Source organism: Peribacillus sp. TH16, assembly GCF_016651095.1.
Classification (GTDB): domain Bacteria; phylum Bacillota; class Bacilli; order Bacillales; family DSM-1321; genus Peribacillus; species Peribacillus butanolivorans.
Window position 1 is genome coordinate 2,674,670 of record NZ_JAEKEM010000009.1, and the last position, 15,590, is coordinate 2,690,259.

Here is a 15,590-nt window from a genome sequence, read left to right on the forward strand (position 1 = left end):
AATTAAGCCATTTCTTTTGCTTTAGCAATAACTTCTTCGATGCGACCAACTAGACGGAAAGCATCTTCAGGAAGTTCGTCGTATTTTCCAGCTAGGATATCTTTGAATCCTTGGACTGTTTCTTTAACTGGTACATAAGATCCTTTTTGACCAGTGAATTGTTCAGCCACGTGGAAGTTTTGTGACAAGAAGTTTTGAATTCTACGGGCACGAGCAACGATTACTTTTTCGTCTTCGCTTAACTCGTCCATACCCAAGATCGCAATAATATCTTGAAGTTCTTTATATTTCTGTAAAGTTGATTGAACTTGACGAGCTACTTTATAGTGCTCAGCTCCAACGACTTCTGGGCTAAGAGCACGAGAAGAAGAAGCCAATGGATCAACTGCTGGGTAGATACCCATTTCAGAAAGTTTACGCTCAAGGTTAGTTGTTGCATCTAAGTGAGCGAAAGTTGTAGCTGGAGCCGGATCCGTATAGTCATCGGCAGGTACATAGATCGCTTGAATAGATGTAACAGAACCTTTATTAGTTGATGTGATACGTTCTTGTAATTGACCCATTTCTGTAGCAAGGGTTGGTTGGTAACCTACCGCTGAAGGCATACGGCCTAGAAGGGCAGAAACCTCTGAACCTGCTTGAGTGAAACGGAAGATGTTATCGATGAAGAAAAGAACGTCTTGTCCTTGTTCGTCACGGAAATATTCAGCCATTGTCAAACCACTTAAAGCTACACGCATACGTGCACCTGGTGGCTCGTTCATTTGTCCGAATACCATAGCTGTTTTCTTAATAACACCAGAATCAGTCATCTCGTAGAAAAGGTCATTTCCTTCACGAGTACGCTCACCTACACCAGCGAATACTGAGATACCGCCGTGCTCTTGTGCGATGTTATTAATAAGTTCTTGGATAAGTACAGTTTTACCAACACCGGCACCACCGAAGAGACCGATTTTACCACCTTTGATGTAAGGTGCAAGTAAATCTACTACTTTAATACCAGTTTCAAGAATTTCAACTGATGTTGATAAGTCCTCAAAAGTTGGTGCTTGTCTGTGAATTGGATCACGACGTACTTCTGCTGTAAGTGGTTCAAATAGGTCAATATTTTCCCCTAATACGTTGAAAACGCGACCTAGAGTTACTTCACCTACAGGAACGGAAATTGGAGCTCCTGTATCAACAGTCTCTGCACCACGAGTTAAACCATCCGTGGAAGACATTGCTACAGTACGAACTGTATTATCACCTAGTTGAAGGGCTACTTCAAGAGTTAGTCCTGTACCAGACGCTGTATTTTCGATTCTTAACGCGTTATAGATCTTAGGAAGTTGTCCGTCTTCGAATTTCACGTCAACAACCGGACCCATAACTTGAGTAACGCGTCCTATATTCATCGTTTTCCCTCCTAACGTTGCTTATAACGACTATCAAATTTATGGAACGGCCAGCATATCGTCCGGGCCGGCCGCCCCTTTAATGATTTTATTCTAAAGCTGCTGCACCGCCGACAATTTCCGTGATTTCTTGAGTAATTGCGGCCTGACGTGCACGGTTATATTGCAATGAAAGTGAATCGATCAATTCTTTTGCATTATCGGTTGCATTTTTCATTGCAGTCATACGTGCAGAGTGCTCACTTGCTTTACCATCTAACAAAGCACCATAAATTAAACTTTCTGCGTACTGAGGTAGTAATACCTCAAGAATTTCTTCTGCATTAGGTTCAAATTCATAAGAAGTCAATGCTGCATTGGAAGTATTAAAGTCAGCTAACGGAAGGACTTGCTTTTCCGTTACATCCTGCTGGATTGGGCTGACATAATGGTTATAGTACATATAAAGCTCATCACACAGTTCATTTAGATACAAATTCACTGTTGATTTAGCAAGGGAGCTAATGTCAGCGAAAGACGGCTGATCAGGAACACCAATTACTTCAAGCTCTACGTGCATATTACGGCTGACAAAGAAATCACGGCCAACCCTTCCGATTGCGATAATGACGAACTCATCATTGGATTTATGGCGTTCAAGAATAGTTTTATGAACGTGGCGTAGGATACTACTGTTGTAGGCTCCTGCCAATCCTCGGTCCGATGTGATTACCAGGTAACCGGTTTTCTTTACTGGACGTGAGACAAGCATTGGATGAGATGCATCCGTACTTCCGTTCGCAATACTTGATACTACTTCTTGAATTTTTTCCATATATGGAACATATGCTTTAGCATTCGCTTCTGCACGGTTCATTTTAGAAGCAGATACCATCTGCATCGCTTTTGTAATTTGACTCGTCTTTTTCGTTGAAGTAATCCGAGACTTAATATCGCGTAAAGAGGCCATTCATTCTCACCACCCTTTATAAATTAGTTAGACCTTATTATTCAGAAATAACGAAATTCTTTTTGAACTCGTTAATTGCAGCAACGATAGCAGCGTCTTCAGGAAGACCTTTAGTTGTGCGAATGTGATCTAATAATTCTGGATGAGAACGATCTAGGAACACATAGTATTCTTCTTCAAAACGAAGGATATCCGATACTGGAATATCATCTAAATGACCTTTAGTTAATGCATAGAAAATCATGACTTGTTTTTCAACTTTAATTGGTTTGTTTAGATCTTGCTTAAGAACTTCAACTGTACGAGCACCACGGTTAAGTTTTGCTTGTGTAGCAGCATCAAGATCAGAACCGAATTGAGAGAATGCTTCCAATTCACGATAAGAAGCTAAGTCTAGACGTAATGTACCAGCAACTTTTTTCATCGCTTTAATTTGTGCAGATCCACCAACACGGGATACGGAAAGACCAGCGTTAATCGCAGGACGTACACCTGAGAAGAACAAATCAGATTGTAAGAAGATTTGTCCATCTGTGATGGAAATAACGTTTGTTGGAATGTAAGCAGAGATATCGCCTGCTTGTGTTTCAACAAATGGAAGCGCAGTGATTGAACCAGCACCTAAAGTGTCATTCAATTTAGCTGCACGCTCAAGTAAGCGGGAGTGCAAGTAGAATACATCCCCAGGGAAAGCTTCACGACCTGGAGGACGGCGAAGCAGCAAGGAAAGTTCACGGTATGCTGATGCTTGTTTAGAAAGATCATCATAAACCACTAAAACGTGCTTGCCAGCAAACATAAACTCTTCACCCATAGTCACACCAGCATATGGAGCTAGGTATAAAAGTGGTGCTGGTTGAGAAGCTGATGCAGATACAACGATTGTGTAATCTAATGCACCATTTTTACGTAGTGTTTCAACTGTTCCACGAACTGTTGATTCTTTTTGGCCAATAGCAACATAAATACAGATCATGTTTTGGTCAGCTTGGTTAAGGATTGTATCGATCGCAACTGATGTTTTACCAGTTTGACGGTCGCCAATGATTAACTCACGTTGTCCACGTCCGATTGGAACTAGAGCATCGATAGCTTTAATCCCTGTTTGTAATGGTTCATGAACAGATTTACGGTCCATAACACCTGTAGCAGGGCTTTCGATTGGACGAGTTTTTGTTGTAGCGATTGGGCCAAGACCATCTAATGGCTGTCCAAGCGGATTTACAACACGTCCGATTAATTCTTCTCCAACTGGAACTTCCATGATTCTTCCTGTACGGCGTACTTCACTGCCTTCTTGAATGTCTCTGAAAGGTCCAAGAATAACAACACCTACGTTATTTTGCTCAAGGTTTTGTGCTAAACCCATTGAACCATTGGAAAATTCTAAGAGCTCCCCAGACATTGCATTATCTAAACCATGAACGCGTGCGATACCATCACCAACAGTGATAACTGTACCTACATCGCTTACTTTAATTTCCGACTGATAGTTTTCAATCTGCTTTTTAATCAGCGCACTGATTTCTTCAGCTTTGATGCTCATGAATTTCACCCCTATCTGTGAATATTAACCTAATAGTTGTTTGCTAAGACGACCAAGCTTACCGCTAATCGTTCCGTCATATATGCGGTTACCGATTTGAAGTTTGATGCCGCCAAGAATATTGGTATCCGTAATATTAGTAATGCGTAAATTTCTTTTACCGATTTTTGCAGCAAAAGATGAAGACACAGCTTCCATTTCTGATTCAGTCAATGGACGAACTGTATAGACAGTTGCATCCGCAACTGAGTTTTCTTCATTCGCAAGTTCAATAAACTCTTGTGCCATAGCAGTCACTTCATCTGTACGATGACGCTCTACCATTAACATTACTGTGTTTTGAACGGAAGAAGAAAGGCTTGCAAATGCATTTGCAATCAAAGCACTTTTTGCATCTTTAGTCATTTTAGGATGAGCTAAGAAGCTTAATAGCTCATTATCATTTGTAAAAACTTCATTCACTATGCGAAGCTCTTCTTCAAGTTGGTTAATGAGATTTTGCTCTTTCGCAATTTGGAAAAGGGCAACGGCATAACGCTTTGCTACTGTTATATCGCTCATTTCCCTTCTCCTGCCTCTTGAATGTAGTCATTAATCAATTGCTCTTGATCAGCTTCAGATAGTTCTTTTTCAATTACTTTAGAAGCAATAAGTACGGATAAAGATGCCACTTGCTCGCGTAGTGCTGTAATAGCTTTTTCTTTTTCCTGTACAATTTCACGCTTCGCTGATTCTTTAACACGTTCAGCTTCAAGACGTGCTTGATTCACGATATCTTCACGCTGCGCTTCACCTTGAAGTTTTGCGTTTTCTATAAGTTGTCCCGCTTCAGTGCGAGATTGTTTTACGATTTCACGTTGTTCTTCTAAATATTTAAGTGCTTCTTGTCTGCTAGCTTCCGCTGCTTGAATTTCATTTGCAACATGTTCTTCACGTTGAGTCATGATGCCCATTAGAGGACCCCATGCAAATTTCTTCAGCAACGCTAACAAAATGATAAACATTACTAATTGGTATAAAATGTCTCCGCCGTTAAAGCCAGCCGATGACCCAAGTACAAAGCTGCTTGTTAACACGCTTGGTTCACTCCCTTCACGAGTTTCACTTCTTAAAGCTTTCATTCATATGAACTTTTAGAAAACTATGATCTTAAACTGTATTAAAAAAGGATTGTGGACATAAAGGAAAGGCGAAGGTTCACATGGAACGAACTTCGCCATTTTTGAACTTTTTAAAGGTTCTATTAACCACCATATACCATAAACGCAATTACTACCGCGATGATAGGCATCGCTTCAACTAAACCTACACCGATGAACATTGTTGTTTGAAGCATACCGCGAGCTTCTGGTTGACGAGCGATACCTTCTACTGTTCTTGAAACGATAAGACCATTACCAATACCTGCACCTAGTGCTGCTAAACCAATTGCAATTGCTGCTGCAAGAAGACCTACTGAACCTGTCATTATAAATATCCTCCTTAAATTGTATCAAAATTTTATTTTTTTAGTTCTAAATGAACTTATAATTAATGGTCGTCACTGACTTTATGAGACAGATAAACCATTGTTAACGTGACAAAGATAAACGCTTGGATACTGCCGACGAAAATACTATAGCCTTGCCATACTAGAGTAGGGATGATTGCACCAATAAATCCGGCAAATCCACTCGCAGCCAGCGAACCGGCTAACAAACTTAGCAAAACTTCACCAGCATAAATGTTACCATATAGACGCAGACCAAGTGTCAAGGAGTTTGTAAATTCCTCTACTAGTGTCATTGGGTTTTTATAAGCTTTAAAGTACCCTTTGGCGCCTTTCATTTTTATAGCATAGAAATGCGTTAAACCTAAGACCATGACTGCAAGAGTCAATGTGATAACTGGGTCGGCTGTTGGTGATTTCCACCAAAGCACTCCATCGTAACTAATTGCAAACGGAAGACCTAGCATATTGGACACAAAAATGTACATTAGCAAAGTCATACCAAGCAGTTGAAACTGACCACCTGTTCTCCAGTCCATGTTACTATTAATAATACCCTTAACAAAATCCATAATCCATTCCATGAAATTCTGCATGCCAGTTGGCTTCATTGCTAACTTACGTGTACCAATCACTGCAATTAAGAACACAACAAGACTCGCAATTGTTATCATTAGGACGTTACTCAAGTTAAAGGTTAAACCCATAAAATCGTGTAAGGGTGCTTCATGATTCAACTATATTCACCTCTCTTCCCCGCTATCGACGTATTAATTGGATGAAAAAATCTATAAAAATGACGATATAAGCTGTCATTAATCCCCATACAACACTAATCAGATGAAAATGCTCCGGAAATTCCAATGCAATGAGTACCGCTAGACCTGCGGATGCCATTCGTGTCATCGTTCCAAGAGATTTAGTTTTCTTTCCCTCATCAAGCGCCTGACTGAATTTTTTCATTTTCTGATTAATCAGCCATAAATTGTATAAACTCAAACTCGTACCCAGTATAAGCCCTGCAAAAACGGCTTGATAACTCGTAAGTCCCCATCCAACAACATAAACCGCCAGAAGAAAAATTATATATTTACTCTGCCTGTTGAACATGATTTTCATTTCTGGCATTTTTCATTTAATCTCCTGAGAAATATTTTCGAACTGAATGGAGCATTGCTTGTAAACCTAATGCAAGTCCACAAAGAAGGCCAATTACTAATAGCAGCGGTTCGAATCAAGGGTTCTGTCAAATCATCTTTCTAAAAAGAAGATACCGATCAAAACTGATCCGACTATTTGAGAAAGAATCGCTGACATCAAAGTCATAGCCATTAATAGACGGCAATTTATTTGACGAAAGTTGCATCCTCGCGGTTGAAATTTGGTGGAGGATAGAAAACATTTCATGCTGTAAAAATCTGCATGTTGGGCTCCTGAAAACCCTCTCATTTTACATCCTTAGTTAGCATACAATAGGCAAGAATCAATGTCAATGAGTGGTTAGTGAAATTTGTCACAGGTTTGTAATTATTAACGAATTGTTCACAAATTATCTTTTTAATACTATTGACATACGTTTTATTTTACTTATTGTCATTTCTTCACTCAATAAGTAACGTCTTTTCTATCCGATCTTCCCTTCCATTCCTTCTTGCAAATATTATTGCTTTATATACTCCTTTAGGCGGCAAGTCTTCTCTAAATATATTTTTTTTGGTCAAACCTGAGGGTGCTGGTTTCGACCAATCCATATATCCGGCAAATTTTAAGGTGTCTGCGTCATAAAGAGCAATCCCGAATTCTTCAGCTCCTCGAGGTAGATACATCTCGTATCGATAAGTGCCGGCCTGGTCGCCTTGGCCGAATTCAAACCCCATTACTCTTGGATAATCCGGTTCTTCTTTAACGTATAAATAAGGGAGTGAAATTTTTTTACTTCCTTCCATTATAATTAGGTACCCATCATAAACCCCCTTCTTGAGTTCGGACGGGTTTACTTGAAGTCCCACATCGATTGCTTTCTTTTCACTTGGATTTAAAGTAATCGATTTCGGCAAATCCCAAATGAGTCCCTTCTCTTTTAATGGGACAATAAAAGAGTACCTCCTAATCTTCTTTCCTGTATTTTCAAGGACAATCGATTCATGATGCTCTTCAATTCCTTCTTTTTTTGTATACATTCCAAATGACAAAGAACTTGGATACAGCAGTGTGTCTGCTTTTAATGCTTCAGCAACCTGGATGCGGCCAGCTCCCTGTTCATATGTGTGATACAGTTGATGTGCCGTTTTACTTAATGGCTTAGAAGTACTCATCAAGGCTGACTTTACTTGATCAGGAGTCCACTCCGGATGCTTTTGTAAAATTAAAGCGCACGCACCTGCAACATGCGGGGCAGACATACTTGTGCCAGCTAAGGACATATATCCCTTAGGAATGGTGCTTTCAATCTCAACTCCAGGCGCTAACACGTCTGGCTTAATCCCCCAAGATACCGTTACCGGTCCCCTCGAGCTAAAATCAGCCAGTCTATCTTGCTCCTTCTTATATACAAAATGAACTTTTTCGTGTTTTTTTTGATCCACAAATTTCTTAAGTCGTAATCCATCTCTTCTATTAATAGAAGCAACTGGTATGTTCATCTCTTTTTCTAAGCTTCCGGTAAAGGTTCCGCTCGTATTGTTATATATAATTACCGCTTTCGCTCCTGCCTTTTCAGCATTGGATACTTTCTCCTGAAAGGTAAGTGTGCCACGCTCAAGTAACACGATTTTATCTTTAACATGTTTTAGCTCATTTTCATTTCCGATATTTCCATAAATTACTTCCTCCGAAAAAGTTAAGTTCCACTTCTTAGAGCCTTGAAATAGAGTCAAATAAGATTGATACTTTTTTGACCCAAGTCCGTAAACCATATATGGAACCTTCAACGGAGGAGTTGACGCTCCTACCGAAATCGCTTTTTCTGCTGTCCCAGGCGAACCCACAGTCCAAACAGCCGGCCCAGAATTACCGTTTGATGTGACAGCAACGATTCCGCTTTCCACCGCTTTATTTAAAGCTAGCGAAATAGGTAAATCAGGGCCATTGACATTGTTCCCAAGAGAAAGGTTTAAAACATCTACCTTATCTTTCATTGCTGACTCAATAGCCGTCAAGACTTGCTCAGTATCTCCTGCACCTCCTGGCCCCAATGCCCGATATGCATAAATCTCTGCCTCTGGAGCGACGCCCATCATTTTTCCATTAGCTGCAATAATACCCGCAACATGGGTTCCATGTATTGTATCTAAACCTCCCATGTTCTTCGTTTCCATCGGGTCTTCATCACTATCAACTAAATCTTTTCCTCCTTTATAATTACGCTGCAAATCTGGATGTGTATAATCAATCCCTGTATCGATAATCCCTACTTTTACTCCTTTCCCGGTTATCCGGTGATTCTTTTTATCAAAGAAACTCCTCACCCTGTCTCCTCCAATGAAAGGGACACTTTCATCTAGCAAGGCATGATACATAGATACTTCAGTAACAGCTTGAATCGCACTCTCCTTCTTAAGTTGTTCAATTTCATTCTTTTTCCCATATACAGAAAATCCATCAAGGGCAACCGTATAAATATTACGTAAATGAAGGGATGGATACTTTTCAAGCAGCTTATTAATCTTTTCTTGTGAAATCGGGTTTTCCATCGTGACAACAACCGTTACTTTCTTAGATTCAGATAACTTTGGTAATGGCGGCAGAATGACAGAGGCTAATACTTTTTCATTTGAGAAAAAAAATATTAAAAGGAAAACAGACAATATAAAAGATATCTTTCTCAACATAATCATCCCCTTAGCAGTTATCTTTTCTCAACTACCTTGGAGTATGCAAATAAAAAAGGAAAAGCCAATTGGCTTTTCCTTTTTTATGGTTCAAATCTTGTTGGCGGTACACTGACTTGCTTAAAATAGTAACGTACGGCTTCAGCAATTCGGGCTGAAGCATTTCCGTCCCCATATGGATTAGAGGCCTTAGCCATTTTTTTGTGTTCTTCATGATTGGTTAGCAATTCATGCGCCATTTTAAAAATGGTCTGTTCATCCGTACCCGCCAGTCTTAAGGTGCCTGCTGCAATCCCCTCCGGGCGTTCAGTCGTATCTCGTAAAACAAGAACAGGTACACCAAGTGATGGTGCCTCTTCCTGGATGCCTCCGGAGTCAGTCAAAATCAAATAGGCTCTTGATGCAAAGTTATGAAAATCCAATACGTCCATCGGTTCGATTAAATGGACACGCGGATTATCACCGAGAATCTCGTTTGCTAGCTCTTGAACAGCGGGATTTAAATGGACAGGATAAACGACCTGAACATCGTCATGATCTGCAACGATTTTTTTGACAGCCCTAAAGATATTCCTCATAGGCTCCCCTAGGTTTTCCCTGCGATGAGCTGTAAGTAAAATGAGCCGGTCATCTTCCAATTTATTTAAAACTGGATGAGAATACGTGGACCGTACTGTCGTTTTTAAGGCATCGGTTGCCGTATTTCCCGTCACGAATATGTTTTCTTTCTTGTTTTCATTCAGCAAATTCTCTTCCGCTTTTGAGGTCGGCGCAAAATGTAAGTCTGCCATAGTTCCGGTAAGCTGTCGATTCATCTCTTCCGGATAGGGGGAATACTTATTCCATGTGCGCAGCCCTGCTTCCACATGTCCAATGACGATTTGATTATAAAAAGCAGCTAAACTGGCTACAAAGGTTGTAGTTGTATCACCATGAACAAGAACAATGTCAGGTTTAGCTTCCTTCATTATAGAATCCAGACCACTTAATGCTCTTGTTGTAATATCAGCAAGCGTTTGCCTTTCCTTCATTATATTCAAATCATAATCGGGTTGAATGGAAAATAAGTCGAGAACTTGATCTAACATTTGTCGATGCTGAGCCGTAACAGCAACGATTGGTTTGAAATATTCTGGGTGTTTTTGAAATTCGAGTACTAAGGGCGCCATTTTGACAGCTTCTGGTCTCGTTCCAAAAATCGTCATGACCTTAATCGGTTGGTTCAATCGTGACACCTCAGTTTCTTTCTATTATTTTGTGCCGAATAAACGATCTCCCGCGTCTCCTAGACCTGGAACGATATAGCCATGTTCATTCAGTTTTTCGTCAAGCCCTGCAATATAAATATCCACATCAGGATGCGCTTCTTTTAATGCTTCTACGCCTTCTGGGGCTGCAATTAGGCACATGAATTTGATGTTAACTGCACCGCGCTTTTTAATAGAATTGATAGCTTCAATAGCAGAACCGCCTGTCGCTAACATTGGGTCAACAACAATGCATTCTCTTTCTGCCAAATCGCTTGGCATTTTCGCATAATATTCAACCGGTTTTAATGTTTCTGGATCACGGTAAAGACCGACATGACCTACCTTTGCAGCAGGAATCAATTTAATAATTCCATCTACCATTCCAATACCAGCACGTAAAATTGGAACGATACCAACTTTTTTACCAGAAAGCATTTTTACTTTCGCTTTGCTGACTGGTGTTTGGATTTCCACTTCTTCAAGCGGCATGTCTCTTGTAATTTCAAATGCCATTAATGACGCAACTTCATCTACTAGTTCGCGGAATTCTTTTGTTCCTGTATTTATATCACGTATATAGGCTAATTTGTGTTGAATTAACGGGTGATCGAAAACATAAACTTTTCCCATTTAGCATCTCTCCAATTCTATTGCTTAATTTTGCTCTTTTTATAATTTCCCTATTCGTTTAGAAAAATTTTCGTATCTTTTAAAATTCACTTCAACCTATTTTACAGAAAAAAGGTTCAATCTTCAATAAAGGTTTAGATGTCAGACCTATTTTCACTATTCCGACTCTTCAAAACACACTCTTCTCTGTGTCTATCTATTTAAGCACACAAAAACCGCTTCCCTAGAAAGGAAGCGGCTCCGTTATTACAATGAAGGATATAATTCAAACTTGCTTGTTAATGCTTCAACACGCTGTTTTGCTTCTTCAAGTTTAGCTTCATCTTCATTATTTTTCAAAACAAGTCCGATGATTGCAGCGATTTCATCCATGTCTTCTAATCCAAAGCCACGAGATGTTACTGCCGCTGTTCCAATACGTATACCACTTGTAACGAATGGTTTTTCCGGATCATACGGAATCGCATTTTTGTTAACCGTAATACCGATTTCATCTAGTACATGTTCTGCAATTTTTCCTGTTAGTCCTGTAGAACGTACATCAAGAAGAATTAAGTGATTATCTGTTCCATCAGAAACAAGGGTAAAGCCTTCTTTTTTCAAACCTTCGCCCAAACGTTTAGCATTGTCGATAATTTGTTGTGCATAAACTTTAAAATCATCTTGAAGCGCTTCGCCGAATGCTACAGCTTTAGCAGAAATTACATGCATTAATGGCCCACCTTGAATTCCAGGGAAGATTGATTTATCAATTTTCTTACCGAACTCTTCTTTACAAATAATCATACCGCCGCGTGGTCCGCGAAGCGTTTTATGAGTAGTTGTCGTTACAAAGTCTGCATAAGGAACTGGACTTTGATGCAATCCTGCAGCAACTAAACCTGCGATATGTGCCATATCAACCATTAAATAAGCTCCGACTTCATCTGCAATCTCACGGAAGCGTTTGAAATCAATTTCACGTGGATATGCACTAGCCCCTGCTACGATCAGTTTAGGCTTGTGCTGACGTGCTTTTTCCAAAACATCGTTGTAATCGATACGGTGATCTTTTTCGTCTACACCATATTCAACAAAGTTGTAGTTAACACCACTGAAGTTAACCGGGCTTCCATGTGTTAAATGACCGCCGTGGGACAGGTTCATTCCTAACACTGTGTCGCCAGTTTGAAGAACGGTAAAGTAAACCGCCATATTAGCTTGAGCTCCGGAGTGTGGTTGTACGTTTACATACTCGCCACCGAAAATCTCTTTTGCACGGTCACGTGCTAAATCTTCAACGATGTCGACATACTCACACCCACCGTAGTAACGTTTACCCGGATATCCTTCTGCATACTTATTAGTTAGAACCGATCCTTGAGCTTCCATGACAGCTTCACTCACGAAGTTCTCAGAAGCAATAAGCTCAATCTTACTTCTTTGACGCCCTAATTCCAGTTGAATTGCGTTAAACACTTGCTCATCTTGCTTTGCTAAACGATTCATTCCGTAATTCCTCCTCAAATTGTGCGTTATTCGCTTTTTACATTATTTACAACATGACTTCAAAAAGACATGAAAAAGCCTTATCGATAATTATTTGAAAATTCTACTCCATTTTAACATGTCTATTTTAGAAGTGATAGTCTATTTTTATCGAACATTCATTGTTTTTTCATTTAAAAACGTTCGCATTTCACATCTTATTTACGGTAAATAGCTCTTCCTACCTGAATTTTATTAGTAAAAAAGCTTTCCAATGAGGGGGTATACCGTTTTTTCTTCACTAACCATTCTATTGGTACTATACAAAAAAATCGTTAAAGATTCTTCTTGTTCTTTACATTTTTCTTTTATTTAATAGTCTCCATACAAAAAACAGCATCCCTCATCTGAGAAATGCTGCCTAATTTTCTATTAAGTACAACTCTTGTTTACTGTAGTATCCTGATATACAGCCCGCTCTCCGCCAATTAGTTTTGGGCGGGTTTTAGCCATAGTCACATGTGCATGACCAATTTCTTTAATGGAGACTCGAACAGGGACAGCCACATGTTTTAAATGCATACCGATGAAAGTATCACCGATGTCTATCCCCGCTTCTGCCTTGATATGCTCAACGACGATAGCATCTTTCCATTGTTGATAGGCATAGGTTGCCATCGACCCTCCTGCCGTTCTTACAGGGACAACTGACACTTCTTCATAATCTCTTCGAACTGCGGTCTCTCTCGGTAAAACGAGAGCCCTATTTAAGTGTTCACAACATTGATAAGCAACCTGAATTCCCGTTTTTCTTTGGAAATCCTCCATTACAGCAAAGATCATTCCCGCAACATCAATTGTTCCGTCTGTGCCGATTCGTTTTCCAATCACTTCACTTGTACTGCAGCCAATTACCAATAGCTGTTTTTCTTTTAGAGCTGCCTCTTCTTGAAACTCATGTAACAGTTTTCGAAACTGATTTTTCCATATCTCAAGCTCATCTGAAAATGTAGTATCATTTGTCATGAAATACGCATCCTTTCATTTAAAGAAAACTTACTGATGGTTAGACCTTAGATGAAGAGAAGACCCCTTGTCCTTGTTCTAAATCTGCACATCTTATCGCTTAAGAAGGGCATTCTAGTGATTTAAATTAGGAGTGTTTTCCTTCATACTCCGCTATCTTACCAATCCTGTTTTCATGACGGCCGCCTTCAAATTCTGATGTCAACCATGTTTGGGCAATTTCCCTGGCAAGCCCAGGACCAATTACACGTTCCCCCATTGCCAACATATTGCTGTCATTATGCTGACGAGTCAATTTCGCACTATACACATCATGAACCAATGCACAACGTATCCCTTTAACCTTATTCGCTGCAATGCTCATTCCAATACCTGTACCGCATATTAGTATTCCACGATCAAACTCACCCTGCGCTACTTTTTCGGCAACTGGCAAAGCATAATCCGGATAATCCACGGATGTACTACATTCACAGCCAAAATCCTCAAATGGAATATTTAACTCATTCATTAAATTCTTTATTTCTTCACGGATTTGAATACCACCATGATCCGATGCAATTGCAACTTTCATCAAAATCCTCCTCTAGCTGTTTTTATTTGATTTTATTGTGTCACAAAATTGTGAAAAGATAAAGTGAAGCTATAGGTTTCCGCCCATATAGAAACAGGAAACCTACACTGGTTTCCTGTAAAAATTTAAGTATGAAAGCGTGTAATGGTCTGTTTCAATTTTTCTGCTTGCTCTTTAAGCTCCATAGCCAATTTTTTTACGTTTTCCATAACCTTTGCTTGTTCATGAGTTGTAGCCGTTACTTCTTCCGCTCCAGCAGATGTTTCTTCTGCAATAGCAGCCACTTCTTGAGACTGCCTTGATGTTTCTTCAACACTTTCCATTTGACGATCAACAAGCTCAGTAATATCTTTTACCGCAGCGACAACATTATGTACTGTTTTTGTCATTCCTTCTATCGCTATATCCGTATTAGTACCTTTTTGGGCTTCTTTATTTGCCAAGATGACCTGTTCGCCAATTTGTTTAACAACAGCCTGTACCTCAACCTGAATATTTTGAATCAAACTTGAAATGCCTTGAACAGCTTTAGCGCTCTCATCAGCTAACAGACGGACTTCTTCCGCCACAACAGCAAATCCTTTCCCATGTTCTCCTGCTCGTGCAGCTTCAATGGAGGCATTCAATGCAAGCAGGTTCGTTTGTGCTGCAATATCGCCGACAAGCTCAATGATTTGTTCTACCTTTTTCGCATTTTCCTCTAAACGCTTGACTGTTTTTAGGGACTGTTGGTTTTCTTCAGCCAATTGTTTAATGCCGAAAACTAAGGAATTAACTACTTCTTTACTCTGAGAAAGCTCTGCAGCCATTTCACTGGATATAACAACAGATGCCTTCGCTTTATTTTGAACCTGTTGGGCAATCATGATAACATCATCAATAGATTCAGCCGTATTCATGATGGAAACAGCCGAGGTATCAGCACCTTTGGATATTTCCTCAATGGTTCTAGCAATGTTTTCTGCCTGTTCCGATGCTTTTGAGGATTCTTGAGAAATATGGATGACCTTGTTATTGGTCTCTTGGAAATTTTCATCAATACTTTGCACCATTTCCCGCAGGTTAAAAAGCATATGGTTAAAAGCTGTGCCTAATGATCGAATCTCATCATCCGTCTTTGATAAAACTACTTCTTCGTTAATACTTCCCTGGGCCGTACTTAACGCCACTTTTTCTAATCTTTGCAGGGGTTTAGTAATAAGACTGGCTGCAAAAAACGCAAGAATTCCAGACCACAATATGCCTAATAGCAGTGTCCCAACACTAAAACTTATCGAACTCATGTTTTCAAAAAACATTGGATGGACCACGAAAATAAAAAATGCCGAGGTTGAATAAGTGATTAAGGCAAGGACTGTGATAAAGATAACTAATTTTTTTCGTAACCCAAACTTATATTGAGTTCTTTCCGCCATTCTTTTTCCCCCTG

15 protein-coding genes and 1 pseudogene are annotated in these 15,590 nt (G+C 39.8%); all 16 read right to left on the reverse strand.

Translation table 11 applies throughout. The features are described from left to right. Positions 1-2: 2 nt before the first annotated feature. The gene (atpD, locus tag JFV29_RS26925) at positions 3-1,400 is read right to left on the reverse strand and encodes a F0F1 ATP synthase subunit beta (protein ID WP_201187474.1); all 1,398 of its coding nucleotides are present in this window, start codon (positions 1,398-1,400) and stop codon (positions 3-5) included. Between the two features lie 88 nt (positions 1,401-1,488). Next, a complete protein-coding gene (locus JFV29_RS26930) occupies positions 1,489-2,349 on the reverse strand; it encodes a F0F1 ATP synthase subunit gamma (RefSeq protein ID WP_201187476.1) in 861 nt (286 codons plus the stop codon). 37 nt (positions 2,350-2,386) lie between these two features. Beyond that, positions 2,387-3,895: a F0F1 ATP synthase subunit alpha gene (gene atpA / locus JFV29_RS26935; protein ID WP_053348485.1), complete on the reverse strand. Its 1,509-nt coding sequence runs from the start codon at positions 3,893-3,895 to the stop codon at positions 2,387-2,389. A gap of 24 nt (positions 3,896-3,919) precedes the next feature. Further along, positions 3,920-4,456, reverse strand: a complete 537-nt coding sequence (locus JFV29_RS26940) for a F0F1 ATP synthase subunit delta (RefSeq protein WP_053348484.1) — start codon at positions 4,454-4,456, stop codon at positions 3,920-3,922. Further along, entirely contained in the window at positions 4,453-4,971 is a 519-nt protein-coding gene (gene atpF / locus JFV29_RS26945) for a F0F1 ATP synthase subunit B (protein ID WP_056525353.1), read from the reverse strand. Before atpF ends, JFV29_RS26940 begins: the two co-directional genes overlap by 4 nt. A 167-nt stretch (positions 4,972-5,138) precedes the next feature. Further along, a complete protein-coding gene (gene atpE, locus JFV29_RS26950) occupies positions 5,139-5,363 on the reverse strand; it encodes a F0F1 ATP synthase subunit C (protein ID WP_048685857.1) in 225 nt (74 codons plus the stop codon). A gap of 62 nt (positions 5,364-5,425) precedes the next feature. Beyond that, entirely contained in the window at positions 5,426-6,121 is a 696-nt protein-coding gene (gene atpB / locus JFV29_RS26955; RefSeq protein ID WP_056524201.1) for a F0F1 ATP synthase subunit A, read from the reverse strand. Between the two features lie 22 nt (positions 6,122-6,143). Further along, positions 6,144-6,512 carry an ATP synthase subunit I gene (locus tag JFV29_RS26960; RefSeq protein WP_048685860.1) on the reverse strand — a complete coding sequence of 123 codons (369 nt, stop codon included), beginning with the start codon at positions 6,510-6,512 and terminating at the stop codon, positions 6,144-6,146. Positions 6,513-6,519: 7 nt separating this feature from the next. Beyond that, positions 6,520-6,710 (reverse strand): annotated as a pseudogene (locus JFV29_RS30820) (AtpZ/AtpI family protein). 275 nt (positions 6,711-6,985) lie between these two features. Next, positions 6,986-9,214 (reverse strand): S8 family serine peptidase, encoded by a 2,229-nt coding sequence (locus tag JFV29_RS26965; protein WP_201187478.1) that lies wholly within the window; start codon positions 9,212-9,214, stop codon positions 6,986-6,988. Between the two features lie 83 nt (positions 9,215-9,297). After that, complete coding sequence (gene wecB, locus JFV29_RS26970) at positions 9,298-10,419, reverse strand: non-hydrolyzing UDP-N-acetylglucosamine 2-epimerase (protein WP_201188139.1); 1,122 nt, start codon at positions 10,417-10,419, stop codon at positions 9,298-9,300. 45 nt (positions 10,420-10,464) lie between these two features. Beyond that, on the reverse strand, positions 10,465-11,094 hold the full coding sequence (gene upp, locus JFV29_RS26975; RefSeq protein WP_053348481.1) for a uracil phosphoribosyltransferase: 630 nt from the start codon (positions 11,092-11,094) through the stop codon (positions 10,465-10,467). A 246-nt stretch (positions 11,095-11,340) separates the two neighbouring features. Then, positions 11,341-12,582, reverse strand: a complete 1,242-nt coding sequence (locus tag JFV29_RS26980; protein ID WP_201187480.1) for a serine hydroxymethyltransferase — start codon at positions 12,580-12,582, stop codon at positions 11,341-11,343. Between the two features lie 411 nt (positions 12,583-12,993). Continuing rightward, a complete protein-coding gene (locus JFV29_RS26985) occupies positions 12,994-13,587 on the reverse strand; it encodes a TIGR01440 family protein (protein ID WP_201187482.1) in 594 nt (197 codons plus the stop codon). A gap of 127 nt (positions 13,588-13,714) precedes the next feature. Further along, positions 13,715-14,161 (reverse strand): ribose 5-phosphate isomerase B, encoded by a 447-nt coding sequence (gene rpiB / locus JFV29_RS26990; protein ID WP_053348478.1) that lies wholly within the window; start codon positions 14,159-14,161, stop codon positions 13,715-13,717. A 125-nt stretch (positions 14,162-14,286) separates the two neighbouring features. Next, positions 14,287-15,576 (reverse strand): methyl-accepting chemotaxis protein, encoded by a 1,290-nt coding sequence (locus tag JFV29_RS26995; protein WP_201187484.1) that lies wholly within the window; start codon positions 15,574-15,576, stop codon positions 14,287-14,289. Between the last annotated feature and the right edge of the window lie 14 nt (positions 15,577-15,590).

Excerpts from the sequence above, each read along its gene's own strand:
- atpD (WP_201187474.1), bottom strand. The coding sequence starts at position 1,400 with ATGAATATAGGACGCGTTACTCAAGTTATGGGTCCGGTTGTTGACGTG.
- JFV29_RS26930 (WP_201187476.1), bottom strand. The coding sequence starts at position 2,349 with ATGGCCTCTTTACGCGATATTAAGTCTCGGATTACTTCAACGAAAAAG.
- atpA (WP_053348485.1), bottom strand. The coding sequence starts at position 3,895 with ATGAGCATCAAAGCTGAAGAAATCAGTGCGCTGATTAAAAAGCAGATT.
- JFV29_RS26940 (WP_053348484.1), bottom strand. The coding sequence starts at position 4,456 with ATGAGCGATATAACAGTAGCAAAGCGTTATGCCGTTGCCCTTTTCCAA.
- atpE (WP_048685857.1), bottom strand. The coding sequence starts at position 5,363 with ATGACAGGTTCAGTAGGTCTTCTTGCAGCAGCAATTGCAATTGGTTTA.
- JFV29_RS26960 (WP_048685860.1), bottom strand. The coding sequence starts at position 6,512 with ATGCCAGAAATGAAAATCATGTTCAACAGGCAGAGTAAATATATAATT.
- JFV29_RS26965 (WP_201187478.1), bottom strand. The coding sequence starts at position 9,214 with ATGTTGAGAAAGATATCTTTTATATTGTCTGTTTTCCTTTTAATATTT.
- wecB (WP_201188139.1), bottom strand. The coding sequence starts at position 10,419 with ATGACGATTTTTGGAACGAGACCAGAAGCTGTCAAAATGGCGCCCTTA.
- upp (WP_053348481.1), bottom strand. The coding sequence starts at position 11,094 with ATGGGAAAAGTTTATGTTTTCGATCACCCGTTAATTCAACACAAATTA.
- JFV29_RS26980 (WP_201187480.1), bottom strand. The coding sequence starts at position 12,582 with ATGAATCGTTTAGCAAAGCAAGATGAGCAAGTGTTTAACGCAATTCAA.
- JFV29_RS26985 (WP_201187482.1), bottom strand. The coding sequence starts at position 13,587 with ATGACAAATGATACTACATTTTCAGATGAGCTTGAGATATGGAAAAAT.
- rpiB (WP_053348478.1), bottom strand. The coding sequence starts at position 14,161 with ATGAAAGTTGCAATTGCATCGGATCATGGTGGTATTCAAATCCGTGAA.
- JFV29_RS26995 (WP_201187484.1), bottom strand. The coding sequence starts at position 15,576 with ATGGCGGAAAGAACTCAATATAAGTTTGGGTTACGAAAAAAATTAGTT.